The sequence below is a fragment of the Kineococcus gypseus genome, assembly GCF_050871305.1.
GTDB lineage: Bacteria > Actinomycetota > Actinomycetes > Actinomycetales > Kineococcaceae > Kineococcus > Kineococcus gypseus.
The window spans coordinates 70,768-95,886 of record NZ_JBJLRD010000010.1 but is presented as its reverse complement, the minus strand read 5'-3'; the positions used below and the strand labels follow the sequence as shown (position 1 = coordinate 95,886).

General features: G+C 72.3%; 33 protein-coding genes. 11 read left to right on the top strand and 22 right to left on the bottom strand.

Going from position 1 to position 25,119, the window contains the following annotated elements:
- The first annotated feature begins 208 nt into the window (after window positions 1-208).
- The 5 genes from ACRYMN_RS05905 to ACRYMN_RS05885 all read left to right on the top strand — a co-directional run bounded on the left by ACRYMN_RS05905 (window position 209) and on the right by ACRYMN_RS05885 (window position 3,108).
- Complete coding sequence (locus ACRYMN_RS05905; RefSeq protein WP_432492954.1) at window positions 209-388, top strand: hypothetical protein; 180 nt, start codon at window positions 209-211, stop codon at window positions 386-388.
- 76 nt (window positions 389-464) lie between these two features.
- Window positions 465-1,496 carry a hypothetical protein gene (locus ACRYMN_RS05900; RefSeq protein WP_432492952.1) on the top strand — a complete coding sequence of 344 codons (1,032 nt, stop codon included), beginning with the start codon at window positions 465-467 and terminating at the stop codon, window positions 1,494-1,496.
- A 23-nt stretch (window positions 1,497-1,519) separates the two neighbouring features.
- Window positions 1,520-1,939, top strand: a complete 420-nt coding sequence (locus ACRYMN_RS05895) for a hypothetical protein (RefSeq protein WP_432492950.1) — start codon at window positions 1,520-1,522, stop codon at window positions 1,937-1,939.
- Window positions 1,940-2,190: 251 nt separating this feature from the next.
- Entirely contained in the window at window positions 2,191-2,676 is a 486-nt protein-coding gene (locus tag ACRYMN_RS05890) for a GNAT family N-acetyltransferase (RefSeq protein WP_432492948.1), read from the top strand.
- A 27-nt stretch (window positions 2,677-2,703) separates the two neighbouring features.
- Complete coding sequence (locus ACRYMN_RS05885) at window positions 2,704-3,108, top strand: hypothetical protein (RefSeq protein ID WP_432492946.1); 405 nt, start codon at window positions 2,704-2,706, stop codon at window positions 3,106-3,108.
- A gap of 233 nt (window positions 3,109-3,341) precedes the next feature.
- On the opposite strand, the gene ACRYMN_RS05880 is transcribed toward ACRYMN_RS05885, so the two are convergent.
- The 8 genes from ACRYMN_RS05880 to ACRYMN_RS05845 all read right to left on the bottom strand — a co-directional run bounded on the left by ACRYMN_RS05880 (window position 3,342) and on the right by ACRYMN_RS05845 (window position 11,461).
- Complete coding sequence (locus ACRYMN_RS05880; RefSeq protein ID WP_432492944.1) at window positions 3,342-4,016, bottom strand: hypothetical protein; 675 nt, start codon at window positions 4,014-4,016, stop codon at window positions 3,342-3,344.
- 424 nt (window positions 4,017-4,440) lie between these two features.
- A complete protein-coding gene (locus tag ACRYMN_RS05875) occupies window positions 4,441-5,394 on the bottom strand; it encodes a DUF1963 domain-containing protein (protein ID WP_432492942.1) in 954 nt (317 codons plus the stop codon).
- Window positions 5,395-5,753: 359 nt separating this feature from the next.
- Window positions 5,754-6,986, bottom strand: a complete 1,233-nt coding sequence (locus ACRYMN_RS05870) for a hypothetical protein (RefSeq protein WP_432492940.1) — start codon at window positions 6,984-6,986, stop codon at window positions 5,754-5,756.
- 438 nt (window positions 6,987-7,424) lie between these two features.
- Window positions 7,425-7,655 carry a hypothetical protein gene (locus tag ACRYMN_RS05865; RefSeq protein ID WP_432492938.1) on the bottom strand — a complete coding sequence of 77 codons (231 nt, stop codon included), beginning with the start codon at window positions 7,653-7,655 and terminating at the stop codon, window positions 7,425-7,427.
- A gap of 265 nt (window positions 7,656-7,920) precedes the next feature.
- Window positions 7,921-8,289 carry a hypothetical protein gene (locus ACRYMN_RS05860; RefSeq protein ID WP_432492936.1) on the bottom strand — a complete coding sequence of 123 codons (369 nt, stop codon included), beginning with the start codon at window positions 8,287-8,289 and terminating at the stop codon, window positions 7,921-7,923.
- A gap of 202 nt (window positions 8,290-8,491) precedes the next feature.
- Complete coding sequence (locus ACRYMN_RS05855) at window positions 8,492-9,064, bottom strand: hypothetical protein (protein ID WP_432492934.1); 573 nt, start codon at window positions 9,062-9,064, stop codon at window positions 8,492-8,494.
- Window positions 9,065-9,458: 394 nt separating this feature from the next.
- A complete protein-coding gene (locus ACRYMN_RS05850; RefSeq protein WP_432492932.1) occupies window positions 9,459-10,886 on the bottom strand; it encodes a hypothetical protein in 1,428 nt (475 codons plus the stop codon).
- Window positions 10,883-11,461 carry a sigma-70 family RNA polymerase sigma factor gene (locus tag ACRYMN_RS05845; protein ID WP_432492930.1) on the bottom strand — a complete coding sequence of 193 codons (579 nt, stop codon included), beginning with the start codon at window positions 11,459-11,461 and terminating at the stop codon, window positions 10,883-10,885. The genes ACRYMN_RS05850 and ACRYMN_RS05845 overlap by 4 nt, the downstream gene beginning before the upstream one ends.
- Window positions 11,462-11,775: 314 nt before the next feature.
- Between ACRYMN_RS05845 and ACRYMN_RS05840 the strand changes: the two genes are divergently transcribed.
- The 3 genes from ACRYMN_RS05840 to ACRYMN_RS05830 all read left to right on the top strand — a co-directional run bounded on the left by ACRYMN_RS05840 (window position 11,776) and on the right by ACRYMN_RS05830 (window position 14,193).
- On the top strand, window positions 11,776-12,300 hold the full coding sequence (locus ACRYMN_RS05840) for a SigE family RNA polymerase sigma factor (RefSeq protein WP_432492928.1): 525 nt from the start codon (window positions 11,776-11,778) through the stop codon (window positions 12,298-12,300).
- On the top strand, window positions 12,297-13,376 hold the full coding sequence (locus ACRYMN_RS05835) for a hypothetical protein (RefSeq protein WP_432492926.1): 1,080 nt from the start codon (window positions 12,297-12,299) through the stop codon (window positions 13,374-13,376). The genes ACRYMN_RS05840 and ACRYMN_RS05835 overlap by 4 nt, the downstream gene beginning before the upstream one ends.
- 286 nt (window positions 13,377-13,662) lie before the next feature.
- Window positions 13,663-14,193, top strand: coding sequence for a GNAT family N-acetyltransferase (locus ACRYMN_RS05830; protein ID WP_432492924.1), 531 nt, complete (start codon window positions 13,663-13,665; stop codon window positions 14,191-14,193).
- Here ACRYMN_RS05830 and ACRYMN_RS05825 read toward each other — a convergent pair.
- On the bottom strand, window positions 14,093-14,740 hold the full coding sequence (locus ACRYMN_RS05825; RefSeq protein ID WP_432492922.1) for a GrpB family protein: 648 nt from the start codon (window positions 14,738-14,740) through the stop codon (window positions 14,093-14,095). The two genes, ACRYMN_RS05830 and ACRYMN_RS05825, sit on opposite strands and share 101 nt — an antisense overlap.
- A gap of 380 nt (window positions 14,741-15,120) precedes the next feature.
- Here ACRYMN_RS05825 and ACRYMN_RS05820 point away from each other — a divergent pair, with 380 nt between their 5' ends.
- Window positions 15,121-15,615, top strand: a complete 495-nt coding sequence (locus tag ACRYMN_RS05820; protein ID WP_432492920.1) for a hypothetical protein — start codon at window positions 15,121-15,123, stop codon at window positions 15,613-15,615.
- Between the two features lie 239 nt (window positions 15,616-15,854).
- On the opposite strand, the gene ACRYMN_RS05815 is transcribed toward ACRYMN_RS05820, so the two are convergent.
- The 5 genes from ACRYMN_RS05815 to ACRYMN_RS05795 form a co-directional block, all read right to left on the bottom strand.
- Window positions 15,855-16,244, bottom strand: a complete 390-nt coding sequence (locus tag ACRYMN_RS05815; RefSeq protein WP_432492918.1) for a hypothetical protein — start codon at window positions 16,242-16,244, stop codon at window positions 15,855-15,857.
- Between the two features lie 306 nt (window positions 16,245-16,550).
- Window positions 16,551-16,994: a hypothetical protein gene (locus ACRYMN_RS05810; RefSeq protein WP_432492916.1), complete on the bottom strand. Its 444-nt coding sequence runs from the start codon at window positions 16,992-16,994 to the stop codon at window positions 16,551-16,553.
- 321 nt (window positions 16,995-17,315) lie between these two features.
- The gene (locus tag ACRYMN_RS05805) at window positions 17,316-18,320 is read right to left on the bottom strand and encodes a hypothetical protein (RefSeq protein ID WP_432492914.1); all 1,005 of its coding nucleotides are present in this window, start codon (window positions 18,318-18,320) and stop codon (window positions 17,316-17,318) included.
- Window positions 18,317-18,886 (bottom strand): RNA polymerase sigma factor, encoded by a 570-nt coding sequence (locus ACRYMN_RS05800; RefSeq protein ID WP_432492912.1) that lies wholly within the window; start codon window positions 18,884-18,886, stop codon window positions 18,317-18,319. Before ACRYMN_RS05800 ends, ACRYMN_RS05805 begins: the two co-directional genes overlap by 4 nt.
- A gap of 342 nt (window positions 18,887-19,228) precedes the next feature.
- Window positions 19,229-19,723, bottom strand: coding sequence for a WapI family immunity protein (locus ACRYMN_RS05795; RefSeq protein ID WP_432492910.1), 495 nt, complete (start codon window positions 19,721-19,723; stop codon window positions 19,229-19,231).
- 333 nt (window positions 19,724-20,056) lie between these two features.
- Between ACRYMN_RS05795 and ACRYMN_RS05790 the strand changes: the two genes are divergently transcribed.
- Complete coding sequence (locus ACRYMN_RS05790; RefSeq protein ID WP_432492908.1) at window positions 20,057-20,188, top strand: hypothetical protein; 132 nt, start codon at window positions 20,057-20,059, stop codon at window positions 20,186-20,188.
- A gap of 86 nt (window positions 20,189-20,274) precedes the next feature.
- Here the strand turns inward: ACRYMN_RS05790 and ACRYMN_RS05785 are convergent, their stop codons facing one another.
- On the bottom strand, window positions 20,275-20,505 hold the full coding sequence (locus ACRYMN_RS05785) for a hypothetical protein (protein ID WP_432492906.1): 231 nt from the start codon (window positions 20,503-20,505) through the stop codon (window positions 20,275-20,277).
- A 3-nt stretch (window positions 20,506-20,508) separates the two neighbouring features.
- Complete coding sequence (locus ACRYMN_RS05780) at window positions 20,509-20,631, bottom strand: hypothetical protein (RefSeq protein WP_432492904.1); 123 nt, start codon at window positions 20,629-20,631, stop codon at window positions 20,509-20,511.
- Between the two features lie 130 nt (window positions 20,632-20,761).
- On the opposite strand from ACRYMN_RS05780, the gene ACRYMN_RS05775 reads away from it, so the two are divergent.
- A complete protein-coding gene (locus ACRYMN_RS05775; protein WP_432492902.1) occupies window positions 20,762-21,280 on the top strand; it encodes a hypothetical protein in 519 nt (172 codons plus the stop codon).
- Window positions 21,281-21,336: 56 nt separating this feature from the next.
- Here the strand turns inward: ACRYMN_RS05775 and ACRYMN_RS05770 are convergent, their stop codons facing one another.
- The 6 genes from ACRYMN_RS05770 to ACRYMN_RS05745 all read right to left on the bottom strand — a co-directional run bounded on the left by ACRYMN_RS05770 (window position 21,337) and on the right by ACRYMN_RS05745 (window position 25,090).
- The gene (locus ACRYMN_RS05770; protein ID WP_432492900.1) at window positions 21,337-21,669 is read right to left on the bottom strand and encodes a hypothetical protein; all 333 of its coding nucleotides are present in this window, start codon (window positions 21,667-21,669) and stop codon (window positions 21,337-21,339) included.
- Between the two features lie 228 nt (window positions 21,670-21,897).
- Window positions 21,898-22,572, bottom strand: a complete 675-nt coding sequence (locus tag ACRYMN_RS05765; protein ID WP_432492898.1) for a hypothetical protein — start codon at window positions 22,570-22,572, stop codon at window positions 21,898-21,900.
- A 326-nt stretch (window positions 22,573-22,898) separates the two neighbouring features.
- On the bottom strand, window positions 22,899-23,378 hold the full coding sequence (locus ACRYMN_RS05760) for a hypothetical protein (RefSeq protein WP_432492896.1): 480 nt from the start codon (window positions 23,376-23,378) through the stop codon (window positions 22,899-22,901).
- 135 nt (window positions 23,379-23,513) lie between these two features.
- On the bottom strand, window positions 23,514-23,804 hold the full coding sequence (locus ACRYMN_RS05755) for a hypothetical protein (protein WP_432492894.1): 291 nt from the start codon (window positions 23,802-23,804) through the stop codon (window positions 23,514-23,516).
- 89 nt (window positions 23,805-23,893) lie between these two features.
- Window positions 23,894-24,211 carry a hypothetical protein gene (locus ACRYMN_RS05750; RefSeq protein ID WP_432492892.1) on the bottom strand — a complete coding sequence of 106 codons (318 nt, stop codon included), beginning with the start codon at window positions 24,209-24,211 and terminating at the stop codon, window positions 23,894-23,896.
- Window positions 24,212-24,409: 198 nt separating this feature from the next.
- A complete protein-coding gene (locus ACRYMN_RS05745) occupies window positions 24,410-25,090 on the bottom strand; it encodes a hypothetical protein (protein ID WP_432492890.1) in 681 nt (226 codons plus the stop codon).
- Between the last annotated feature and the right edge of the window lie 29 nt (window positions 25,091-25,119).

Below are 25,119 nucleotides of genomic sequence, written 5' to 3'. Positions count from 1 at the left end.
CCCGTGCGACGACCCGGCCCGTGCGACGACCCGGCCCGTGCGACGACCCGGCCCGTGCGACGACCCGGCCCGTGCGACGACCCGGCCCGTGCGACGACCCGGCCCGTGCGACGACCCGGCCCGTGCGACGACCCGGCCCGTGCGGCGGCAGGAGCCGCCAGGCGGCGGGCGGGCTCGCCGCCGCTTGCGGGGGCCCTACGGTCCCGGCATGGCCGAGGATCGATCACAGGTGCGGCGATCACGGGTGCGGCGGGCGACGGACTACCTGGTCCTGATCGAGGACCGTGCTGCGAAGCCGCGGGCCGGCACGGGTGCGTGGTGGCGCCGCGCGGGATGGATGCTCGCGCTCATCGTGCTCAGCGCCGTGCTGGCCGCCCTGGTGCGCTGAACAGCACACCGCACGGTGCAGTGAGCGGTGCACGGAAGTTCGCTCGAAGGGGCGGGCCGGAGGGCACCATGGGCCCGTGCCCACAGTGCTGCAGGTGCCGTGCGTGCTGGAGCAGGAGCTGAGCGATCCGATGCTGGCGCAGCAGGTGTGCGCCATGCTGCTGCAGCACCTCAGCTTCCGGATCGAGCGGGTGCACGTCGACGTCCGCCCCGATCGCCGCGAGGAGCTGGGAGCGGTGGTCGTGCAGGCGCTGGTGCAGCTGCGCCTGGCCGGCGGCCGCGGGGTCCGGCACCGCAACGACACCCGCGTGGCGCTGGAGGACCCGCAGGCGCACTGGCTGGCGCTGCTGGTCTACGCCGGCTCCTGCCGGCACATGGAGGCCTTCGACGCGGCCGGTGCCCGCCTGCTGCTCCTTCGCGACGCCGGCAGCGCCGTCCTCGCCGAGCTGGAGCCGCAGGAGATCCAGGCGCTGAACGAGCAGATCGCACCGCTGAGCCTGGCGCCGCTGCAGGAGGCTGACCTGGTGGTGCTCGAAGAACGCCGCCGCCGGCACCAGGCGTGGCGCGATGAGCAGCGCCGTGCGCTGGAGGAGGCGATCGCCGCAGCGGCCTCGACGCGCGAGCTCGACCCGCAACTGCACCCGCGGCCGGACCCGCAGCCGCAGCCGGTGCACCCGGCGGCCGCTCTGGCCGCGCACCTCAGCGTGGTCCTGGAGCCCTCTCAAGGGGAGAGCGTGCGGCTGCAGAGCGGCACGCAGAGCGTGGACGAGGGCTCGGCGAGCGCGCAGCTGCCCGCCCTGCCCGACGGCTGGCTGGTGGCCGAGGTCCCCGGCCTGCACCGCTGGGGCCTGGGCGACGGTGAACCAGAACGGCTGGTCCTGCACGACGGGCAGACGGAGGTGCTCGTGCAGCGCGGCGTCAACGGGTTCGCGTGCCCGGTGGGGGAGTCCGAGCCCACCCCACCGGCCGGGCGCACGCGCTGGCGCGTCGACGTCCGCACTGCCGCACCGGGCACCTTCACCTGGAGCAGCCAGCTGGACCCCGCCCGCACGATCACCTTCACCCTCGTCCTGTCGCCGGCGACCCCGGTGCCTGACCTGACCGCGTGAGTGGTGGGCGACGTCCAAGCGTCGTGCGCACTCGTCTCGTGGCCGCCGGCGCCGGCGTCGGCCTGCTGCTGCTGGCCGGCGCCTGCTTCGGCTTGGGCTCGGCGAAGGCGTGCACCGAGGTCGGCCCGCCCTTCGGGCTGACCTTCGTGCAGATGCGGGCGCTGAACGAGCCGCCCCTGGCGCCCGATGACCCCCTGGTCGTGGACTACTGCGCCGACGACGTGTGCCGGGGCGCCTACGTGCGCTCCTTCAGCACCGACCCGGCGATCACCGGGGGCGAGGAGGTGGGCGATGCGTTCATGTTCGACTTCTACATGGGGTCCCACTCCTACCGCGCACCTGCGCCTGCACGACGAGGGCGCTCCGGTGGTGCGGGAGGTGAGCGTGCCGGTGGCGGCTCTGGCGGTCAGCTCCGACATCAACGGACCGGGCTGCATCGATGAGGGGTACTGGGGGGCGGTGCGCGTGCAGCCCGACGGCACGTTGATCGACGTCACCGCCACCACGCCGCTGCCGGCCTCGCTGAAGCCACGCTGAGGCCGACTCGCGCGGGTGTGCGCGCACCTCCGCCGCCCGGCCGGGCATCTTATAACCCACCGTTTTTGAGATAATGACCGCGTCTGGACGGCGCCATGACTGTGATGTCGTCGCAGGGGCGCGACGACTGTGTGCTGCCCCGCGAGAGGCTGCTCCGGTGAGCAGCGCGGGCACCCCCACCTGGACCACCACCCCGGCCACCGATGCCGACCGGACCGCGTGGCAACGGCTGTACCTGGCCTACGGCGAGGTCGCCGGTGAGACCTTAAGTGACGAGCACCTCTCGCGCGTGTGGTCCTGGATCGTCGACCCGCAGGCCCAGACACGCTGCCTACTCCTGCGCGAGCACCAGCGGCAGGAGGTGGTCGGCCTGGCGCACTACCGCCTGTTCGAGCGGCCCCTGGCCGGCTCGGTCGGGTGCTGGCTGGACGACCTGTTCGTCGATCCCAGCCAGCGGGGGCGTGGCGGGGCTCGTGCGGTGCTGGAGCACCTGCGCGCGATGGCCGCGGGCGAGGGGTGGAGCACGGTTCGGTGGACGACGGGACAGGCCAACACTGCTCGGAAGCTCTACGACCGGCTCGCCGACCGCAGCCCGGTGATCACCTACAACATGGTCCCGCGCTCCTCCTCAGGCGCGCACTGAGCGCGGGATGACCGTGAGGTCGGAGCCATGATCAATCGCATGGCGCAAGCTCCGCTGGGCAGGGAACAGATCAGCAGGCCACAGCGTCCGAGGGGCGTGTGGCGTCGTCGAGCCTTCGCGGTCACCGGTGCGGTGGCTGCTGTGGCCGTGCTGGGTGGCTGTGCCAGTGGGACTGCCTGCGCTGAAGCCTTCACCGTCGACTTGCCCGCGGACACACCTGGCGCGTCCGACCCGCTGACCGCGCTGCAGGAGTGGCTGGACGGCACGTCGCCGGTGGGCCGAGCGCCGGAGGAGGCGCCGCCAGGCAGCACGTGGACGGAGGATGCCGGCGGCGACTCGAGCAGAGTCCTGTTCAAGAGCGGCGACTGGCAGGTGACCGCTTCGCGGACGACCAATGACGAGTGGATCGTGACCACCCTGGAGTGCCTCTGAACGGAGCTTCCAGTCCCCGATGAGGCTCGCGCGGGTCCGCAGAGCAGTGCAACGTCGGCGAACGCGATGTGCTGGTCATCGACATGACCGTGCGGTCAAGGCCTAGCCAGGCCATCTCAGAAGCGACCGTTTCTGAGACGGCGACCATGCCTGCACTACGCCGTGTGCGCACGCCGGTGAGGCCGTTGAGCTCCCCAGCCGGCGAGCGTGTGCTGGTGGCGGTTGGAGCGTGTTCAGCGGGGGGCTGCGTGCAGGTGCCGGCGGGTGCCGCGAACGGCGGCGACCGCGCCGACCGTCACCAGGCACACCAGCGCGGCGCCGAAGGTCAAGACCAGCCACGCGATGAACCACAGCGCGTCCGAGGTCGACAGCGGCGGCACGGCCAGCAGTGCTGCCGGCGCCAGCGCGAACACAGCGCCGCGCCACCTGCCGAGGGTGACCTCTCCCAGGGCGGTGGCGGTGATCAGCGTGCCGACTGCTGCGGCGAGCAGGGCGCCGGGGTGGGCCGGGCCGCTGTCGTCCAGCGGCCACCAGCCCAGCCACGCCACCCACGCCGCAGCGCCCAAGAGCGCGACCGCCCCGGCCCAGGGGCGTTCAGAGCGCGGCAGGCGCGCCAGGAGCAGGTGCAGGGCGCTGAACGCGGCGGCCAGCGCGGCGGCGGGGAAGGCGACGTAAGTGACGTCGAAGGCGCTGGAGGCGCCCAGCGCCCCGCGCTCACCGGTGAGCAGGTCCGCCAGGACCGCTGCCGCGGCCGTGGTCGCCACGCCCGTGAACGGGCGGGTGAGGCGGTCGGTGGCGATGGTGGCGGTGGCCGCGATCAGGCCCAGCAGCGTCCAGGGCAAGAAGGTGCCTTCACCGACGACGGGGGAGAAGCCCCAGCGCCATCCCGCGAACGCGGCCGTGCTCAAGGCTGCAGCCGCTACTGCCCGTGGCCACGTGCGCTGCTTCACCGGCGCAGTGTGGCGGCCCGAGTCGGTGCTGCGGGTGCTGACGGGTGGACTGCTGCCCGCTCGGGTGCAGGAGCGCACGCAGGGCCACAGTTCGTCAGCGCTGCGCTGCGCTCAGCGCAGCCGCGGATGGGTCCAGGGCTTGTCGACTCTGTAGCCATCGCCATGAATGGGGAGTCATCGCGGGCCTGGGTGCTCTCGGGAGCCAGCGATTGCGGATCGGTACACGGCAACGGTCGAAAGGCCGCGATACGCCGTCTCGCGACTGGTCCCTACAGCGTCCTTCTCACCGGTGGCCGGTCAGTGGCCCTTGAGCTGCTCCTGCTCGCAGCGGACCTGGCCCACGCCGGTGGCGCCCGCTTCGGGCATCGAGGTGGTCACCGGCTCAGTCCGTGCGGATCATGCACCAGGCGGCGTCGAAGCGGCGGGCGTGCAGGTCGCTGCGGCGCATCCACACCTGCAAGGTGCCCGCATCGCCGAACCAGCCGTTCAGGTGCGTCCAGCTCTCGACCTCCAGGACCAGGCGGTGGCTGTCGTCGCTCTGCAGGGGCAGGGCTTCGCGCAAGGTCGTCAGGGCCAGATCGGTGCCGTGTTGGCTGTGTCCGTACAGGTGGGTGGTGGGCAGGAGGTACTCGCTGCTCGGCAGGGCGCGCTGGAGCATCCACGCGCGGCGGTATTCACCGGTGAGCGCTTCGGCGGCGGCGAACTGCTCCTCGGGCGCGTGCAGCAGGTCCTCGGGGGAGGGGGTGCTCCAGCCGGGCTGGAACAACCCGGCCTGGCAGACGGACCCGGGGGTGTCCAGGTCGTCCGGTTCGGTGGCGAAGGCGCTGCGGTCGGGTTCGGGCAGCCAGCGCACCAGCCAGGCGGCGCTGTCGCCGTCGGCGGGGTCGGTGCCGAAGGTGCTCAGGTCGTGGAAGACCTCCAACGCGCCGGTGGTGGGCAGACCCTCGGCGTGCTGGGGCCAGCCGGCCTTGGTCTCGGCGTCGCCGGCGCGGTGGGCGTCGGCCAGGGCGATCGTGATGACGTGGGACAGTGCGGTACCTGCGCTGCTGCGCGGCCACGCTGCTTCGCTGCTGGCTGCTTCGCTGTGCGCCGCGGCGGGGGAGGTGGCTGATGGGCGCAGCGCTGGGCCGCCGAGCCAGGACAGGTCCGCGCCGGTGCTCCACAGCTGGTGCACCTCGGCGATGCCCGCAGGGAAGGACTGCTCGGAGAACGTGGGCGACCACGCCGCATCCCGGGTGAGGAAGGCCAGGTCATGGGGCTGGCCGGCGGCCCAGTCCTGCAGGGCCGTGAAGGGGGCGTTGACGGGCGCGGGTGCCGGCGCCTTCTTGCGACCCATGTCGGTCTCACTCCTCGATGTGCTGGTCATCGGCTGACGCCCTGAGCTGGCAGCTGCATTCAAACGCTCTTGCGCGGTGGGGACCGACCCGGCACGCCGGGTCGCGCCGATCGAACGCGCCGGGCTCGTGGCGCGCCGGGCTCGTGGCGTGCCGGGCTCGTGGCGTGCCGGGGTGTGGGTGCGCTGGAGGCATGGGCGCTGCCCTCAGCTCCAGGAAGCCACCCGAGAGCTGTGACTTGCTCCGGTGCCGGGGAGGGGCATCTTCGGCACCGGAGCGCTGTCTCAGCTGGTGCAGCGCGGCACCGGTGTCCTCGCACGCCTGTCGTTCAGGTGCCCGATCGCGCTGCGGGCTGGCTCGGTCAGATCTGCACCCCGCAGAAGCGCAGCAGCTCGACACCGATGCGGTGCTGGGTCGAGAAGGACGTCTGCCGGTGCACGGCGTCGCGCATCGTCTCACCGGCGCGGGTGCTGATGCCGAACTGGTTGACGTTCTTGCGGGCCATCCAGGAGTTGACGCACTTCTGGTGCACCTGGGTGGGGATCTCCACGAGGTTGTTCGGGTTGTGGATGCCGCGCGGGTCCCAGCCGCGCTTGGTGCCCGCGGACTGCTCGACGATGTGGTGCCACTGGTAGCCCGAGCGCGGGCCGCCAACAGCGCGCTTGAACGCCGTGAAGGTGGCGTGCCCGCCGCGGATGGTGAAGGCGGCGCCGGCGCGGATCGTCTGGACGGCGAAGGCGCGCACGAGGTGGGGCACCAGCGCGCGAGCGGCCACCCCCAGAGCGATCGCCACCAGCGGCAACGGGTCGGAGACGACGGGGAACGTGGCGCCGGTGGTGTCCACGACCTGCACCAGGGACCCGTCGTTGACCTCGTAGCGCGAGGGCAGCTGGGTGCCGTCGGCGTCGACCGCCCACGGTGCCTGGAACGCGCCCACGACGACCGGTGCCTCACCGGCGAGGGTGCCGCTGCCGGCGTCCAGGACCGCCTGCGCTTGCGTGGCCCTGTCGGTCTCGCTGACCTCGGGCAGCAGCGCGTCGAGGTCGACGGCCGCGATCTGCTCCGCGCTGAGCGTGTCCGGCACCTGCGCGCCCTGCTGCACCAGGTCCACGCCACCATCGGCGTTGGGCACCAGGCTCGCCCCTGCGGGCAGCGTCAGCTCGTAGGCGTACTCGTGGGTCGCGGACTGGCTGTAGGACTCCTCCGCCACGGTCAGCACGCGTGCGGTGCCACCGGCGATGCCCTGCACCTGCACGTGCAGGCCCGTCTCGGTGGAGGGGAAGACCAGCGTGCCGTCCGGCGCCAGCGTGGCGCTGTCGTTGGTCGCGATCGGCAGGGCGATGGTGATGTCGTTGCCACCTGCCAGGGTCAGGGAATCGCCCTGAACGCTGACCCCGTCGCGCGTGCCGACCTCGGCCTCAGCGCCGGCACCTGTGTCGGCGAAGGGGGTCGTGGCCAGTCCGGCCGCACCGGCGTCGATCAGCGCGTCACCGGTCAGTTCGCTGACCTCGGCGACGACCTCGGCTGTGACGTCCTCGGAGGAGGCGGGAGGGCTGGTGCTGGCGCCGGCGGGGTGCACTCCGACGGCGAGCATGCTGGCGGAAACTGCACCGATCAGCAGGCTCCGCAACGGCTTCTTGTTCAACGTTCACCCTTCTTTTGGGCTCATCTGCGACGCGGCAGTGCGCGACTCCAGCGCCGCGCCGCCACGTCACCGGGCGACACGGGCCAGGCGCGCAGAAGCTAGCAACGCACGCGGCTGCGCCGGGGCCAATCGAAGAGATTCCCCCGCTCGCAGTAGGGGTCTTGGTATTTCGATGCCTTCGTACACCAACGACTCGTGAGGGGTCGCTGGAGGCCCGGGCGCGATGGAGGTATCACCTCAATGCTCTAGCTTTTGCTCTGAGCAAGGTTCATGTGGGGGGGCTGGTGTTGAACTCCGACGCAACTTGCCTCACTCGTGCGTTCGGCGGACACCTCGGCCGGCGATTGTTACGATAGGTGAGCACTCATACTGATGAGCAGGTGGCACCTAGGGCGCGCATGTGGCCGAGGCTTCGAATAGCGGGGCGATGGCGACGTCCTCGTCCAGCCGCGCGAGCCCGAGGTGGCTGAGCTGGTCGTCATCAACGAGGAGTTGAAACACCGCTCCGAAGGTTAGGCCCTGCGGCACCACGCCCCCGCCGCTGGTCGGCGTGCGCCCGGTGGCGTCGATGAGCTCGATCGAAGGGCTGCTGCACCAATTCGAGGGCTGCTGCAGCACTGCTGAGCCCACTCGTCCCCCGTGAAGCACCACTGGTAGGTCGCTGCTGCCTGAAAGAACCGGCGTGCCGTCCTTGCGACGCCTGTCGCGTCACCGGTCCTATCATCGGCTGTGTCACCGGCTCCTGAAGCGGCCCAGCCTCCACCGAGCGGCAGCAGGCTCCTGGCGCCGGCCCTCGCGTCAGCAGCGCGAGCGTGCGCAGGCAGCACCGAGCGCGTAGCTGCGAGCAGCTCTCGGGTGCGAAGTGCAGCGCTGCCGCTCACCCTCACCAGCGCTGCCGGCGCCGACCTGTCTGCCACAGGTACAGCGTCGCGCCGATCGAGACGGACGAGGTCACCGCTGCCGGCAGCGCGACCCCGGGTGAGACCACCTCGACTTCTCTTCCCCCACCGATGCACGTCTTGCGGATGAGGGGGAAGAGCTGCTCGTCGTAGCGGGTCATCGGTGCGTGCAGTGCACGCTCGCACGCCTCGTCGATGCGCAAGGGGCCCGTTATCAGCGCCAGAAAGTACAAGCCCGCGGACAGCGGCACGCACGCCACGCAGATCAGGAGGAGGAGGATGTTGAGGCGGCGCCGAGCCCGCGAGATGGCGGGCTTGCCCGCTGCCGGTGCGTGATCGCCTTCTCGGTGCACAAGCTCATCGTGTGTCCACGCTCGTGCGCGAGCGTGCTGTTCACCGCTTCGCTGCACCATCAGGCTGGATCGCTCACCCGCACACACGAGTCGCCCATCACCGGCCGCAGCGTCTTGGAAGCCGCCACGTGCAAGACGGCAGCTGCGCCTAGACAGCGCTGTGACCGCGCGTCTCGGCGTACCTGCGGGGCGCCGTGTCAGCTCAGCCTGAGCACTGCAGGGGGACAGGGTCGTAGCCGATCGGCATGTCTTCGCTTCCCCAGATGTCCAGGTCCGCTGTGGAGCCGTTCCAGGTGAGCCGGTACGTGCCGGAGGTGATGGGGGCGTAGCCGTCGTCGGCGCTGAAGGTCGCGACCTGGCGCGGTGAGCGGGACCCGGGCGGGACGAGGAAGACGCGCCCGCTGCCGAGCAGCAAGAAGGTGTCCTCGGCGACCAGGACGCGGCACCCTTGGGCGCTGGTGGGGCTCAAGACGTGGTAGCCGGAGACGGCGTCCAGCAAGCCGATGCTCAGGGCGGCGATGCCCGAGGCCAGCAGCGTCGCCGTCGTGGCCAGGGCGAGGCCCACCGTGCGCAGCACGCGCCTCCCGGGGCGTCGAGCCGCGAGCTCGAGGGCGTGCACGCGGTGCACAGCAGCGCTGATCAGGGCGATGGTGCCGCCGATCGCCAGGGGAGCCACCAGGTGCCAGCGCCGCGGGACGTAGGACGCGAGGACGATGGGCTCGTCGACGTCGATGGTCGCCACCGCCACCGCGACGCTGGCCAGGCATGCAGCCACGCCGGCGACCCAGTGCTGTCTGGCCCGCCGAGCCAGGTCGGCGCCCGGGTCCTGGGCGTCGAGGCTGACCCGACGCCGACTCGGCCCGCGGGCGGGCACCAGGCGTCGACGCCTCGAAATCACGTCTTGACGGTAGGCGGCGTCAGGCGGCTCAGCGTGCTCGTTCATCACCCCTCACCTGGCCACCGCACGACCTCCTGACCGGCCTGCGCCACCGGTGCCAGCAGCCAGCACCCGCGCCGCATAGCAGGCCAGTGCGCCTGCATCGCGTAACTGCCCACCTGGCTGCAACACGAGCACAGGAGAGTGGTGCCTGTCTCGTAGAGCCGTCTTGAGACCGCAACCGTTTTTGAGACGGTGCCCGTGTCAGCCCCGCAGCACGTCGGCTGTGCGGTCAGGGTGCGGGCAGGGTCAGGGACGCTGCGGCGAGCTCCTCGGCGCTGCGCACGGGCTCGCCGTCCGCGTTGCGCTCCTCCAAGTGCACAGCCACGCCGTCGGCGCGCACGGTGAAGACGGTGACGATGCCGGCGCCTTCCGCGGCCACCACGGGGTGCCCCTGCACGCTGAGCACCCGGCACACCTGACCGGCGGGCGGCTCCTTCAGCGCGGGGGAGGTGGGCCACTGCGAGCACGGGTCCAGCTGCAGCCCGCTCAGCTGCGGACCCGGCGCCCACACGAAGGAGTCGAAGACGCCGGTGGAGCGGGCGTAGGAGATCTGCCCGTCGTCCCCGAGGTGCACCCCCAGCTCCTCGTTCCAGCCACCACCGAAGGTGGCCTCACGCACCTGCCGGTCCCAGGTGCTCAGCTCGCCGGGGACCTCGTCGAACTGCGCTCCCGTGGCCCAGGCACCGCCGCGGGCCGGGCCGGGCCAGGTCACGTTCGTGCCGTCCTGGTAGGTCACGGCCACCTCCGGCGCGGAGGCGCCTGTCGCGGCGGGGGTGGGCGTGTTCTCGCTGGCGGCGATGACCGCGCCGTCGGCGTCGGTGGCTTGCCAGGTGATGCCGGAGGCCGCCTCGTCGTCGGGCACGCGGGGGGTGGCCCACCACACCCCGGCGGTGACGATGGCGGGGAAGGTGCTGCCGGCGGCGGTGGTGACGGTGACGGCGGCGACCTCGGGGCTGGCGTAGCCGAAGTAGGACATCAGCACCGACCCGTCCGGCGCGGTGCCCATCCCGCCGGCCACGGCGCCTTGGGCGACCGCGCTGGGTCCGCCGTCGCCGGTGGGCACCTCACCGGAGGTCATCGACCCCGGCAGGTACGAGCACACCCAGGTGCGCCCGTCACCGTCGCGCACGGCCACCGCCTGCGAGAGCCCGCTGGAGGCGGTCATCACGGTGCGGTAGCCGTCACCTCGACCAGCGCGCCCACCCAGCCCGCCCTGGGCCGCGCAGTCGCGCGCCAGGTCCTCGAAGGAGCGCGACTGGTCCTGGCCCAGCAACGGGCCCGGCGCCGTGGGATCGCTCAGGTGCACCTGCGCGTCGGCGTCGCTGACCACGCCCTGCTCGGGCCCGGCGGGCAGCACCCGCACGCTGGAGCGGTCACCGCTGACGGCGGACCAGCTCAGCGCGGCCGCGGCCACGGTGCACGCCGCCACCAGGCTCAGGCCGATGCTCAGGCCGGCGGTACGCCGGCGCCGGCGCAGGCGGTGGTGCGCGTGCAGGTGCTGCTGGTGCCGGCTCCACTCCTCGGCGTTGGCGCGATGGTGCGCACCGGCCGCCTGGGCGGCCACGGCGTCCAGGCGCTGCTGCACGGTGTCCTCGCGCGGCGAGGGCTGTGCGTGGTGGGAGCTCGTGCCGCTCGGGCTGTCGCTGTTCGGGCTCATGCCAGGTCCTCCAATCGGGTCGCCAGGGCTCGTTGGGCGCGGGAGATGTGGGACTTGGCGGTACCGGTGGGGATGTCCAGGACGTCGGCGACCTCGGCGACGGCAAGGTCCATCCAGTACCGCAGGATCAGCACCTCGCGCTGGCGCTGGGGCAGGCGGCGCACCGCGGCCAGCAGGGCGTCCACCCGCTCGGCCTGCACGACGCTGTCCTCGGCGGAGGCGTGGTGCACCGGCCGGGAGGTGGGCGAGCGGCGCACCACCTTCAGGTGCCGCAGCCTGGAGGTGGTCAGGTTCGTCACGGTGCGCCGCACGTACGCCAGGGCCGCGGCGGGCTCGCGCAGCCGGCGGCGGTGCTCGTGCAGGCGCGTGAAGGCCTCCTGGGCCACGTCCTCGGGATCGTCCGCGCCCAGCAGGCGGGCCAGGCGCACGGTGGCGTGGAAGTGCTCCTCGAACAGGGCCCGGTAGCCGGCCTCCAGGACCTGCGCGACCGACGAGGCACCCGAGGCGCTAGAGGCACCCAGTGCACCCGCAGGGTCGCTGCGCGCCTGCCGCTGGGCGGCTTCGTCGGCTCTCATGCGTCGGCTCTCACACCGCTCAGACGCCTCACCCCACCAAACGTTGCACACCAGCGCCGACTTCTCCGGCACCGCGCACGCCGACGACGTCGGGGCCGCGCGCTTCCACTCCTCAACGCGGGCGGAAGATCGTCCCCCCGGACGTCACTGCGCGTGTCGATGGCCCGGCATCGCACAAGCCACCGTTCGTGAGGCGGTGACCGCGTTCGGACGGCGGCGTGAGCCGGCGATCCAGCACGGGTGCACGGGAGATCGAGGCAACCTTCTGCAGGGTCCAGCCGGTTGTAGCGGGTGAGGCACTGAGGAGGTCCTTGATGGATGCAGCGGAGGACTTCCGGCTGTTCGTGACCAGCAGGCAGCAGGCGCTGCTGGGCACGGCGTGGTTGCTGACCGGGGACTGGGCCACGGCCGAGGACCTGGTGCAGGCCGCGCTGGTGCGGGCCTGGCCGCACTGGCGGCGCATCGGCGGCACCCAGGGTGTGCAGGGGCGTGAGGGCGCTGACGCCTACGTCCGCCGGATCATGGTGAACCAGGCGCTGGACTGGCGCCGCCGGCGCTGGCGCGGGGAGGTCCCCACGGCCGACCTGCCCAACCTGCCCGTTCCCGCCGGTCTGGGGCGAGAGGTCCACCACGTCCTGCTCACCGCGGTGCGGGCCCTGCCCCCGCGTCAGCGGGCGGTCATCGTCCTGCGCTTCTACGAGGACCTCACCGAGGTCGACACCGCTGCCGCGCTGGACTGCTCCGTGGGCACGGTGAAGAGCCAGACCTCCAAGGCGCTGGCCGCGCTGCGCCGCCACCCCGCCCTGCACGAGCTCGACCTCCAGGAGAGTGCGCGATGAACCAGGACCTGCAGCGGTTGCTGGCCGAAGCCGTGCCGACCCCGCCGAGGCGGCTGGACCCCGACGACGTCCTGCACGCTGCCCGGCGCCGCCAGCACGCACGCCGCCGCGCCGCAGCCTTCGCCGCCACGGGCCTGCTCGCCGCCTGCACCGCCGCTGCGCTCGTCGTCACCGGCCCCGGCGTGGGAGGCGTCGTTCGCCTCCAGCCGGCGGCGCCGACTGCACCTGTCCCTCCCGCACCGGCACCTGCACCGCAGTGGCAGCCGCCGGGCATCGAGGCCACCGATCGCGGCATCAACGGCGTGGAGATCACCGCGCAGGGCTACGAGACGAGGGCCGCCTCGGCGGAGGCGGCCTGCGTGGCGCCTGGCGCGATCACCGTGGTGACCGCGCCGACGCTGAGCGTGGGGCAGGAGTGCGACCTCTCCCTCGACGAGCCCGGCGCCCTGCTGATGCCGTGGGTGGTGCGGCAGTGGACGGGAGGAGCGGGGGTCACCTCGGGGATCACGCTCATCGACGGAGTGCCCGTCCACCTCGACGACATCCCCCACGGGAAGGAGAGCAGCGCCGTCGTCAGCGTTCCCTCGCGCGGGGTGCGGGTGCAGCTGGCCGGTGACGAGGCGCAGGTGCGTGCCCTGTTGGACAGCCTCACCATCCAGCCCCGCCCCGAGGAGCGCCAAGCCCCGGCCCGCGCCAGCAGCAACCCCGTGGCGGGCGCGACGATCACGGAGACCACCGGCGCGTGGACGGGTCAGTCCCGCGACCCGGGCTTGCTCTCGCGCCTGCAGGAGGTGGTGGACGCCGCTGCCCGCGTGGACGGTGAGCCCGACTGCCTTCCCGCACCCGGGCAGCAGGCGCAGATCGACCTGCTGACCACACCGGACTACGAGCACGACCCCGACGGCACGCCCACCGAGCGGTACCTGCGCGAGTACACCTCCCTCCTCGTGGACTTCACCGGTCGCTGCGACCTCGTGTTCTCCAGCACCGGCGCCGTCCTGCAGCCCGACCCGGCCACCTTCAGCCCACTGGTGCAGCAGCTCCGCGACAGCAAGGACTTCAACGACGGCAGGTGAGGACCCGACGCGACGGCGGACGAGCGGTCTCCACGGCACACGTGAAGGCTGCTCGCCCCAGGACCACCCAACGCCCGACTTCCATGGGGCCGATCGGTGTCCCACGATCAATCAGCTTCCAGAGGATGACTGCGCACTGAGGTTGGCGCGACCGTGACGTGGCAGCCCAGCCGGGCATCTCAGAAGCGACCGTTCTTGAAATGGCGACGGCGCTTGGACGGCGTCGCGACCTGGCGCGTCGTGGAGTGCGCGGGCGACCCTAGGAGGTGATCCGTAGGGTCGTGGGGTGGCGCACCTGGTCAACCCCCGCACCGCTGTCGCGGCCTCGCTGCGAGCGGCCGCTGCTGAGCCGGGCTGGGAGGTGCGCCCCGGCTACGCCGGCGCCGCCAACCTCGACGACGACGCCTTCACCGCATGGGTCGAGGCGTTGATCGACGACGCGCGGGAGGGCTCTTCGCGCCGGGAGGGGTTCGTGCCCTCCACCAATCTGTGGTGGGTGGAGGGCGATCGGTACCTGAGCCGGGTGCAGATCCGGCACCGCCTGACCGCGCACTTGCGTGAGGCCGGCGGGCACGTCGGCTACTACGTCGTTCCCCGGGCGCGCCGACGCGGGCACGCCGGCGCGATGCTGGCCGCGGCGCTGCCGGTGGCGGCGGCGCTAGGCATCGAGTGTGCGCTGCTCACCTGCGACGTGGGCAACACCGCCTCGCGCCGGGTCATCGAGGCCAACGGGGGCCTGTTGCAGGACCAGTGGGGGGTGATGCTGCGCTACTGGGTGCCCACGGGCCCCACCCCGGCGTCGCCGCCCCAGCCGTAGCCGCACCTGGAGCGGCCGCACCTGGAGCGCCGCTGCGCGGCGCGCCGAGGACCCGCTGGATGAAGCCCGTCTTGCGCTGCGTGTAGGTGTACCGGTCTGCGGCGTGCGAGGCGGCCAGGGCCTTCTTCAAGGACTCGTACTCGTCCCGCAGGAGCGGGTCCGCTCGCAGGACGTCGCGGAAGCGCAGGTACGCCTGCCACCGAGGGCCGTCGACGACCACGACGTGGACCAGGTGCGTGCGCCAGCCGGGTTCGCGGCCGAAGACCCGCTCACCGGGGATGCCGACGTCGCCGGGGTAGTCGTAGCCGAGCCGGCTCATCTCCTCGGCCATGGCGTCGGCGTGCAGCAGGTCCTGGACGCCGAGGCAGATGTCGATGACGGGCTTGGCGGCCAGGCCGGGCACGGCGGTGCTGCCGACATGCTCGACGTGACTCGTCCAGCGGCTCAAGGCGGCCAGCAGCCTGCGGCACTCTGCTTCGCCGGCCTCAGCCCAGGCCGGCGAGTGCGTGACCAGGTGCACCTCTCCGTCGCGCAGCCCCAGCGTCATGGTGACGACGGTGCCAGGTGGGCCGGCCGCTAGGCCAGGGAGCACCAGCCGGCAGACCTGGAACGTCCATGCATCGATACGGGCGTGCAGTCCTCACTCGCTCAGGTGATCTCAGAAGCGACCGTTTTTGAGACAGCGACAGTCCCACTAGCGCCGCATCGCAGCGACGACATGTCCGTGGAGCGGCGCCTGGGCGTGGCCAGGTACCGCTCCTGACTCGACCAGCCGGCTGGCAGCGGCAGGCACATGCCGCTGCTGCCTCTAGTCGCTCGTCAGCAGTTGCCGGGAGTGCACTGTGCCGGCCGTGTCGGCGCCGGATCGATCACAGCGCCTCGTGCTGATCCGGCAGCTACCGTGGCGGGTAGGAGCGAGGAGCGTTCGTGAGCACTGCAACTACGCCAGGTCCGCGGCGGGCCGTCATGACGGTGCTCGCAGGGCTCGCAGGCCTGGCCGTGCTGGTGGCAGCGTGCTCCTCGAGCACCACGGGTGCTGCGGGCGAGGCGGTGAGCGCTTCGGTGCCGGCCGAGGATTGCGGCACGGCGATGACGATGAGCTACGGCGCCGAGTCCGGGTACGGCTCGGCCCGCGAGGCGGTCGAGGCGTTCGCGCGGTGGGCGAACGCACCGGAGACCTTCGCTGCCGTCGAAGGGGGACCTAGCGAGCAGGACCAGCACGCGCTGGCCGTGGCGGCGGCGGCGCTGGCCGCTGACCCGCGTCCTGGACCGGGCAGCAGCCTAGAGGCCCTCGACGAGCGCGGGGCTTACGTTGCCCGGGCGCTGCTGCTCGAGCACGAGAGCGGCACGGTGGACATCGCCACCTTCATGTACCCCTCGCTGCGCGACGGCTGCGATGCCATCGGCCCGTACCGGCCCTGACCGTCCCTGACCGGCCCTGAGCGCAGCCGCGTGCGTGCGGTGGGCCCGTGGTGAGCCCGTGGTGCGCGCCCGCCGGCGCACCGTGCAGCGCGTGACCTCACCGGCCTGCCACCTTCAGGACCTGCGCACCAGGACGAGCACGAGGCAGGCACCGCTGCTGCAGCGGTTGGAGCAGTCACCGTTCCCGAGGCGGTGACCATGCCTCCCGTGGTCACGGACGCGGTGCCGCTCAGTGCCGCTCAGTGACGCTCGGAGGCGAGGGTGCGGCGCAGCGCGAAGGTCAGCGCGCTGGTGCACCCCAGTCCCACGGCGGCGCCGACGACCAACACCGCCCAGGCGAACAGGCCGAAGGGGTCGAGGGTGACCATCGGCCAGAACGACACGACAGCGATGGGGGCCAAGGCGATGAAGATGCCCAGCCACTGGCGCACCAGCACGTCGGCGAAGACTTGGACGAGCAAGAGCATCGCGATCGTGGTGATGTCCTGCGTGGTGGGGCCATCGGTCGTAGGGGGCTGGTCATAGGTGAGTCCGGTACCGGCGAACCACGCCGCGGCGCTGCTGGCGCACAAGGCGGCCACCACCGCGAGCCTGCTGCTGCGGCGGCGTTGCTGGGCTTGCTGGGGCACCACGAGCTCCTCGGGTCGCTGCTGGGCGGGGCAGCGTCCTGCCCGGGGCGCCACAGTGTGCCCGCGGAAGCCGCCGGCGGTGGCCGGACGGGAGCTGGAGGACGTACTCGTGGGCGTGCACCACCCGGCTGGCCGAAGGAGGGCGATCGTCAGCGAGGCGGGGCTCACGAAGTGCTCGCTCACCGGCCGCAGGACCCGATCGCTGCTAGACAAGGCCATCTCAGAAGCGACCGTTTGTGAGACGGCCAGGCTCGTCTGAGCGCGAGCCCGACCATCACTCGCCCTCGATGGGCTGCGGCGCTGCCCTCAGCTGGTCCAGGTGCGCGCGTTCCACTCCTGCGCGGCGGCCTTGAAGGGGTGCACCAGTGTGGTGGTGGCCGCGGCGAGAAGGACGACGGCGCCCACGGTCGGCACCGAGAGCCACCACGAGCCCGGCAAGGTGGCGCTGTGGCTGCCCTGGCCGTCGTTGACGGTGCAGCGCACGCCCACCGGCAGCAGCGTGGGCGCGCTGCGGTAGCTGGCGCCCTCAGGCACCCGCCCGTAGCCGGGCAGGGAGCCGGTGCAGAGCTGGTCGTCCCACCAGCCGCCGAGCCAGCCGCTGGCCGTGAGGACCAGCACCGCCACCGGCGCCAGCAGCCGGCACCCGCGGCGCAGAGCGCGCCAGTGCGCCTGCACGGCGCGCTGGTGGATGCGCAGCACCCGGGTGGTGACCACCACGGCCAGCAGGTAGGTCAGCGCGCCAGCGATCACTGCAGCATCGTGCCCGCCGGCGGCGCCTGGCGTCGTGGCGTCCTCGGCTCCGCCCCGGTGGCGCACCGCACCTCCACGCGACCGTCACCGCAGGTGACGGTGCCGCAGGACCACGCACTTCACCACGGGGCCTGGCCATCTCAGAAGCGACCGTTTGTGAGACGAGGACCGGGCGCGCAGGGGAGTGCGCATTGTTGGCGCGTTGGGGCCAGCAACCTCACACGCATGGCTGGGCCGGTCCGCGGTGTGGTGCCCGGCTGCGCCTTCGTGGATCGCACCAGGAGCGCCTGCGGGCGGGCACACTTCGGCTCGCGCAGTGGGTCATTGCCGCTGGAACTGGCCGATGAGCGTGGTGCCCTCGGAGTCGTAGACGGGCACCAGCGAGGCGGGGCGCGCCTGCTGCAGCGCCTGCTGCTCGAGAGCCTCCTGCGGGGAGGAGGCCGGCGGTGCCGTCAGGCCCAGCTCGCTGGCGTAGGCGTAGCCGACCCGGCCGTTGGTGGCGGTGACCGCGACCAGGTCCGGAACGCCGTGCTCGTTGAGCACCCCGTAGCTCTGCCCGCGCGCGTTGATCGCCCAGGCGGTGTCCTGGCGCAGGGAGTAGGCCGTGCTCAGCGACCAGCGTGCCTTGGCGGAGGTGGTGATGGTGGTGCTGTTCTGCCCTTCAGCCAGCGGCAGGCTGTAGGTGGCGGTGCCGGTGCTGGCGTCTTGGCCTGTGCCCTGACCGGTGCTCTCGACGTCGCCGGGGGTGCAGGCCAAGCTGGCGCCGTCGGCGAAGGTGAAGGTGCCCGCGCTCAGGCAGGTGATGCTCAGTTCCACGCTGGTGGCTGTCGCCGGTCGCGGGCCCAGCTCGATGGTGGCGCTGCCGGTGCGCACCACGGTGCTGGGTGCGGACAGCACGCTGACCTGCTTCGCGCCGGGCAGGGGCAGCGCGCCGGTGGCCACCGCGACCCCGCCACCTGCCAGGGCGGCCAGCAGCACGCACCCGGCGGCGGTGGAGCGCCGCCGCCAGCGGCCCAGCGAGCCGGGAAGCACCTGCCAGCCCGAAGGGGCCTGCTGAGCAGCCGCTGCGGGAGCCAGCTGAGCGCGGGTGCTGGCCCTCGTGCCGGCCGTCGTGCTGGCCGGTGCGGCGTGCTCGACGGTGCGCACCAGCTCCGCGCGCAGCGCCTCGCGGAAGGCGGGGTCCAAGGCACCGGCGCTGCCGGCGCGCTGGAAGGGCCCGCCCGGGGCTGTGCCCAGCTGTGAGGTGGGCGCGGTGGGTGTGGCCTGGCGTCGCTGATCTTGGTGCTGGGGCGTGACGTCGTGCGCGGCGGTGGGCTTGTGGTTCATCGCTGTCCTCCAGCGGCGCCCAGCAGGCGCTGGGCCTCGGGGTGCTCGGCAAGTGCTGCGCGCAGGCGGGTGCGGGCGCGGTGCAGGCGCGTCTTGGCCGCGCCTTCACGAAGGCCCACCGCGCTGGCCGCCTCGGCCACGGAGAAGCCTTCGAGGGCGACCAGGGTGATCAGCTGCAGGTCCACCGCGCGCAGGGCGCGCAGCGCCACCGCCAACCGCTCATCGCCCACCTGCTGCGCCAGGGCGTCCTCGGCGGCATCGGGCACCTGCGCGCCGCGCGGGTGCTGGTGCAAGCGCGCCAGCAGCTCGCGGTAGCGGCGCCTGGCGCGCTGGGTGTTGCGCGCCAGGTTGGTGCACGTCACCAGCAGCCACGGCAGCAGTGAGCCGGCCACCAGGCGCACGTCCTCACGCCGGCGCCACAGCTCCAGGAAGGCCGCGGCAGTGACGTCCTCAGCATCGGTGGGCGAGTCCAGCAGGCGCCGGGCGTGCTGGTGCACGCGGGCGTGGTGGCGATCGAAGAGCACACCGAAGGCGGCGCCGTCACCGGCGCGGCTGGCGACCCACAAGACCTCCTCAGCAGCCCCCTCGAGGGCCCCGCCGTAAGCCCCGTCAAGGTCCCCGCCATGAGCCCCGTCGAGGGCCTCATCGGGGGCTGGAGGAGCAGCCTGCTGACAAGCCTCCTCGGTGTGCGCGTCCACACCCTCCAGTGTCCGCACGGGCCCGGATGGTTACACGGCAGCTGAGCGCGTCAGCGTCCTGCACCCGCTCAGCCGTGGAGACGCACGATCACCGCCTGACCCGTCGCAAAAGTCACCGTTTGTGTGACGGCTGCTTTGGCGGCTAGGGCGTGTTCGTCGGGGTAGCGGACAGTCGCTGCGGTCGTGCTTGAGCGACCGCTTGCGCAGCGCTCACCGGGCGGGGAACGGGGTGAGGTCGTCCTGCCACTGCGCTGCTGCTGCCCTCAGCTGTGCCCGCTCGAGGGTGAGGGGCACGCTGTACTCGTGCAGGGCGGGCCCGTCCCGGCCCGTCCAGGGCAGGTCCTGGGGCAGCGCCTCCAAGGACAGGTGCACGCGCAGGAGCGTCTGCGTGCCCAGCACCGCGGCCACGCTGAAGGCCAGGTTCGGCTCGGTGAAGGTGAGCAGGCTGCCGTCGTCCTCGTGCGGCTGCGCCGTCGCCTCGATCTGCCCTTGCGCTGCGCTGTGCAGCCAGCGGCCCAGCTCCTGGGCCTCCCACGTCGTCAAGCTGGGGTCGGTGAACGTCCAGGAGCGCCCGCTGGCGGTGCGCACCTGACCGCGCACGATCAGCCAGTTGGCGTCCCAGTCACCCGGCGTGCCGCTAGCGTCGAACTGGTAGCCGATCGGGCTCAGCTCGAAGGTGGCGCCGTCGGTGGAAGCCAGCTGCACGTGGTGAGCATCGCACCCGCACCGCGAGTGGGCCGCGCTTCGGGCCGGCATGTGGAGGGCGCCAGCCGCGGTGCCCCGGTGGTGGGGCACGAGATCGCGCCGTGGGTGGCGAGCGGAAGGTGATCCGGCGGCGTCACACTGCGTGGTGACGGCCCGGCATCTCAGAAGCGACCGTTTGTGCGACAGGGGCTGCGCTGATCACCAACGCTGGCGTGGCGGCACTTCCTCACCAGTGCCGCCTTGCACCGATCCCGCGTATGGACGCGCGAGGTGATCGCCACCCGGGCACGATGCCCAAGCACTGTTGACACCGCTGAGAGATGAGGAGCACCGATGCGCTGGGCCACGCCCATCAGGACCGGGCTGCGCGAGCCGGGAGCGCTGCCTGCGCTGATCGTGGCGGTCATCGTCGCGCTGGTGCTCTCCCTGCTCGTCAACTACTTGATCAAGCGCTTCAAGAGGTAGCTGCCGGCAAGGCGCACCAACAGCGGATCCGGCGGTGCGGCGCTTGATCGCGCAGGTCGATCACCGAGCGGCGCGGGACTGCGCGCTCACGAGAGCAGCGGGTGGGTGACCTCACCGACGAGCAGCGCCAAGGTGGTGCCGTCCTCGGCTTCCCAGTGCTGCAGCGTGCCGTGCGGCTCGGTGAAGCGCACGAAGCCGGCTGCTGCCAGGCGCCGGCGCGCCTTCTCACCGGCGATCGCCTTCGAGTCGCAGCGGCCGGTGCCCGGGCAGCAGTCCATCGCGTTGAGCACCACGACGTCGGCGCTAGAGAGCAGCACGCCCTAACGCTTGGCGACGTCGTCGTCGATGAGCCGGTACAGGCGCCGGCCGTCCCAAAAGCGCTCATCGTCGGTGTGCTCGGGCTCACCGCAGCGCAAGGGGGAGCCGCCGCTGTCCATCACCACGTCACCCGTGTGCGACCGGCGGTGCAGAGTCCAGTGCGGCTGGCGTCCCGCGACGCCATCTCAGAAGCGACCGTTTCTGAGACGGTGACTATGCCCGCGGCGCCGCGCGCTGCGATGGCAGGCTGGAGCAGTGGTGATGCGACTGCACGCCCCCGGCCCCCCGCACGTGGAGGCTGCACGGCTGCGTGAGCTGCTGCACGCCCTGGACGATCACGAGCACCTCGAGCAGCCGGCCGGCTTCGACGCCGGAGCGGTCAGCGCCCGCTTCGAGCAGCTGGTCCTGGACCTGGAGGCCGCGTTCGCGCACCGCTGCGAGGTGCACCGTCGCTTCCAGGACGCCAGCCACCACGGCGTGGTCATCGTCCCGGCCCAGGCCACGGCCACCGGCGAGCCGCTGCTGCTCGTGGTCAGCAACTTCGCCGACATGGTGGTGTGCGCGCTGGGCAACACCGGCCAGCGCAGCGACGAGCAGACCGATGCGCTCGTCGACGCGCGCAACGCTGAGCGGGTGCGCGGCGCGCTGGCGCACCTGGGGTACCTGCTGGTGCCCGAGGACCCGCTGTGGCAGCCCTACGACGGTGACGGCCCTCTCGGCTTCGGTGGCGGTGAGGGGCGCACCTGGTACGAGCGGTACTTCAGCCACCTGTGAGCGGCACCAGCACATGAGTGGCACCAGCACCCCCGCGACAGGCGCCGCGGTGCAGCTCAGCTGCGTGGCGCCTCAGCACCGGCGCCGGCGCCGGCTCGACGCACCCACGACAGCACGGTCAGCAGGGTGGGGAAGTCCAGCTCGTCGGCGAGCCGGTCGGCCACGGCCCGGTCGTGCTCACCGAGCACGACGCCGAGGCCCTGGAGGAAGTCCACGACATCGCGCCCCTGCAGCCCGGGGTACTTCGCGAAGCGGCGCGGCATGCCTCCTCGCCGCGCAGGAGCCTGCTCCAGGACCTCACCGGGTACCTCGAAGTCCAGGTCCACGCGCATGACGCCGTGGTCCTCGTTGCCCGCACCATCGCGCTCGGGGATGAACCCGCGCGTCATCGTTCCTCGTCCCGCTCAGCAGTCGTCACAGCTCGACAGTGGCACTACGGGCTGTTGAAGCACCTGCGGAGCGGCAGGCCGGTGTCTCGGCCGAGCCATCAACTGGTCATCTCACAACGGACCGTTTCTGAGACGGCGACCGTGCTGGCAGTGCGCTGTGTGCGCACGCCGGTGAGGCCGTTGAGCTCCCCAGCCGGCGAGCGTGTGCTGGTGGCGGTTGGAGCGTGTTCAGCGGGGGGCTGCGTGCAGGTGCCGGCGGGTGCCGCGAACGGCGGCGACCGCGCCGACCGTCACCAGGCACACCAGCGCGGCGCCGAAGGTCAAGACCAGCCACGCGATGAACCACAGCGCGTCCGAGGTCGACAGCGGCGGCACGGCCAGCAGTGCTGCCGGCGCCAGCGCGAACACAGCGCCGCGCCACCTGCCGAGGGTGACCTCTCCCAGGGCGGTGGCGGTGATCAGCGTGCCGACTGCTGCGGCGAGCAGGGCGCCGGGGTGGGCCGGGCCGCTGTCGTCCAGCGGCCACCAGCCCAGCCACGCCACCCACGCCGCAGCGCCCAAGAGCGCGACCGCCCCGGCCCAGGGGCGTTCAGAGCGCGGCAGGCGCGCCAGGAGCAGGTGCAGGGCGCTGAACGCGGCGGCCAGCGCGGCGGCGGGGAAGGCGACGTAAGTGACGTCGAAGGCGCTGGAGGCGCCCAGCGCCCCGCGCTCACCGGTGAGCAGGTCCGCCAGGACCGCTGCCGCGGCCGTGGTCGCCACGCCCGTGAACGGGCGGGTGAGGCGGTCGGTGGCGATGGTGGCGGTGGCGGCGATCAGGCCCAGCAGCGTCCAGGGCAGGAAGGTGCCTTCACCGACGACGGGGGAGAAGCCCCAGCGCCACGCCGCGAACGCGGCCGTGCTCAAGGCTGCAGCCGCTACTGCCCGTGGCCACGTGCGCTGCTTCACCGGCGCAGTGTGGCGGCCCGCCTCGGTGCTGCGGGTGCTGACGGGTGGACTGCTGCCCGCTCGGGTGCAGGAGCGCACGCAGGGCCACAGTTCGTCAGCGCTGCGCTGTGCTCAGCGCAGCCGCGGAGGGGTCCAGGGCTCATCGAACTCGTGGTCATCGGCATGAGACTGCGGTCGTCGTCTGCTCGGGTCATCTCACAAGCGACCGTTTTTGAGATGGCCACCGTGCGACGTCTGCGCCATGAGCGGTCAACGTCGGCCCCAGCTCGCCTAGTCCGGAGCACTCAGCTCTCTGCGCGCCGCCACGGTGCCCACCGGCGCCGGGCAGGCAGGTCCAGCAGGCGCAGGCGGTGCGCGCCGATGAGCGCTGCCAGGCGCTCGTGCTGCTCGCCGTCCAGGTGCAGCACGAGGGTGCCCTCATCAGACAGTGAGGCGATCTCGGTGCCGTGCGCGTCGCGGACCTCGGCGTCGTAGGCGTGCGGGGCCACCAGCACGAAGGCGTCCCACAGGTGCGGGTGGGTGCGCACGTCGGCGGCGGCGTAGCAGTAGCGCCCCGGCTCGGCTTGGGGATCGCTGTGCCGGCGCAGCAGGTCGGCGGCGGCCTCGACGTCGGCCGGCCAGGTGCCCGGCTCGTGCTCGGGCAGGTCGGTCTCGACCGTGGCCGCACGTGGCGCCAGGTGGGCCAAGACGGAGCGGTCCAGCGCCTGCAGGTCCTGCTGCGTCAGGTCACCGTGCTCGATGGCGTAGGTACCGGCACCACTCATCTGGTGATCGTCTCAGAGGGCAAGCGCCTCGTTCGCTCTTCAGCCCGTGAGTGTGTCGTCTTGCCGACTGGGTCATCTCAGAACCGACCGTTTCTGAGACGGCGACCGCGCCCGGACGGCGGCACGACCGCGAGATCACGGCCCCGCGACAACAGTGGTGATCACCAACATCGCCGGTAGCAGCAGCGTCGCGAGGGCCCCTGCCACGATCAAAGGGGTCGACCGGGCTGCACCTCCGAGGAACGAGGCACCCACAGCGAGCAGGACCGCCGCGGCACCGACGACCAGGGGCCCCATCGACCCGAGCCGGTAGGCCCACGGGAAGCAGGCCGCGCACACCAGGGCCAGCACCAAGGCGGTCACCGAGAGCCGCCCGGCAGACGATCGGCTCAGCACCTGCCCAACCTGCCACGTGCGCTCGTCCACGCCTGCCGGTGACAGGCCGTGTGATCCGCGGCCCGACCGGGCGCCCCGATCCTGGTCAGGCGGTGGGTCGGTGCCAGTTCGGTCCTGGCTCAGCACTGCCCCAGCACGCTGAGCAGCAGCAGCGGAGCGCACAGCACCGCCTGCGGAACGGCGACCAGCAGCACGCTGACGCGCACGGCGGCGCGCTGCCGCGCGGCGATGAGGGCTGTCACCGCCACCGGGGTGCACGTGGCCACGGCTGCCATCGCCACCAGGACGGCAGCGGGGACCGCGCCGGGGTCGAAGACCGACCACAGCACGGCCGAGGAGAAGACCGGCACAGCGATTACCAGCAGGCCGCCACCGACGCCGGCGGCCAGCAGCGACGCCTTGGCGGCATCGGCCGGGTGGGGGCGGTGATCGCTCACCTGGCCAGGATGCCGTCGTTACGACGACTCGCGCACCACCCTCGACGGTCGATGAGAGGACCGGACATCGACATGCGAGTGCCTGCGCTCCCTGACCGGACCATCTCAGAACCGACCGTTTTTAAGACGACTGTGGGCCGCGGCGTGGCACGGCTAGGTGCTGATCACCACTGTGCATGAGAACGGCTCTTCAGCGGGTCAGCTCCACGTCGACGTGACGACCTGCGGTGTCAGCAGCCGCAAGCTCGAGGGGGCTTCGCTCTGCGGGCCGTGGGTGCTGAGCAGCGCGAAGCCCACGTCCGCGCACGCGGCGAAGCCTGTCGTGCCGTGGTGGGTCCACATCGCGTAGGCGCGCCCCTCGATGCTCACCGCGCGGCGCGTCCAGGTCTGCGGGTCGTCCAGGCGATCGGCGGTGCGCTCAGCCAGCTCCGCGACTTCCTGCACCCACGCCTCCAGCTCCTGGTGGGCCTGCGCGGTGCCTGGGGTGGTGGTCGAGGTGGTGGTTGAGGTGGTGGCTGAGGTGCTGCGCTGGCTGTGGTGCAGGTCGCGCACCGCCGCGGCGGCCGCGGCGTGCAGGTCCGGATCGACGGTCGAGGCGCCGATGCGTGCTGGACCGGTGGGGCGCACCCCGCGCCGGAAGAGCGTGCGCACCGTCGCCCACGCGCCCTCGTGCACCGGTGCCACCGTCACGGCGGACCAGAAGTCCTCATCGACGCCCTCGCCGCTGTGCTCGTGCTGGACCTCCACGACGTGCAGCTCGCTCAGCGGCGCCTTATCGGGTACCAGCACGGCGGTGTCCAGACCGTCCAGCGGAAGGCTCATGGCCCGTGCATAGCGCACGAGGGTCAGCGGGCGCAGCTGCTCGCCGGCACGGTCCACCTCTCATCGACGCAGCGTGTGGCTCGCCA

Bases quoted from the DNA above. Each gene is read 5' to 3' on its own strand.
- ACRYMN_RS05845 (WP_432492930.1), bottom strand. From the start codon at position 11,461: ATGAGAGCCGACGAAGCCGCCCAGCGGCAGGCGCGCAGCGACCCTGCG.
- ACRYMN_RS05905 (WP_432492954.1), top strand. From the start codon at position 209: ATGGCCGAGGATCGATCACAGGTGCGGCGATCACGGGTGCGGCGGGCG.
- ACRYMN_RS05760 (WP_432492896.1), bottom strand. From the start codon at position 23,378: ATGAGTGGTGCCGGTACCTACGCCATCGAGCACGGTGACCTGACGCAG.
- ACRYMN_RS05805 (WP_432492914.1), bottom strand. From the start codon at position 18,320: ATGAACCACAAGCCCACCGCCGCGCACGACGTCACGCCCCAGCACCAA.
- ACRYMN_RS05835 (WP_432492926.1), top strand. From the start codon at position 12,297: ATGAACCAGGACCTGCAGCGGTTGCTGGCCGAAGCCGTGCCGACCCCG.
- ACRYMN_RS05850 (WP_432492932.1), bottom strand. From the start codon at position 10,886: ATGAGCCCGAACAGCGACAGCCCGAGCGGCACGAGCTCCCACCACGCA.
- ACRYMN_RS05825 (WP_432492922.1), bottom strand. From the start codon at position 14,740: ATGACGCTGGGGCTGCGCGACGGAGAGGTGCACCTGGTCACGCACTCG.
- ACRYMN_RS05885 (WP_432492946.1), top strand. From the start codon at position 2,704: ATGATCAATCGCATGGCGCAAGCTCCGCTGGGCAGGGAACAGATCAGC.
- ACRYMN_RS05870 (WP_432492940.1), bottom strand. From the start codon at position 6,986: ATGCTCGCCGTCGGAGTGCACCCCGCCGGCGCCAGCACCAGCCCTCCC.
- ACRYMN_RS05790 (WP_432492908.1), top strand. From the start codon at position 20,057: ATGCGCTGGGCCACGCCCATCAGGACCGGGCTGCGCGAGCCGGGAGCG.
- ACRYMN_RS05840 (WP_432492928.1), top strand. From the start codon at position 11,776: ATGGATGCAGCGGAGGACTTCCGGCTGTTCGTGACCAGCAGGCAGCAG.
- ACRYMN_RS05770 (WP_432492900.1), bottom strand. From the start codon at position 21,669: ATGACGCGCGGGTTCATCCCCGAGCGCGATGGTGCGGGCAACGAGGAC.
- ACRYMN_RS05875 (WP_432492942.1), bottom strand. From the start codon at position 5,394: ATGGGTCGCAAGAAGGCGCCGGCACCCGCGCCCGTCAACGCCCCCTTC.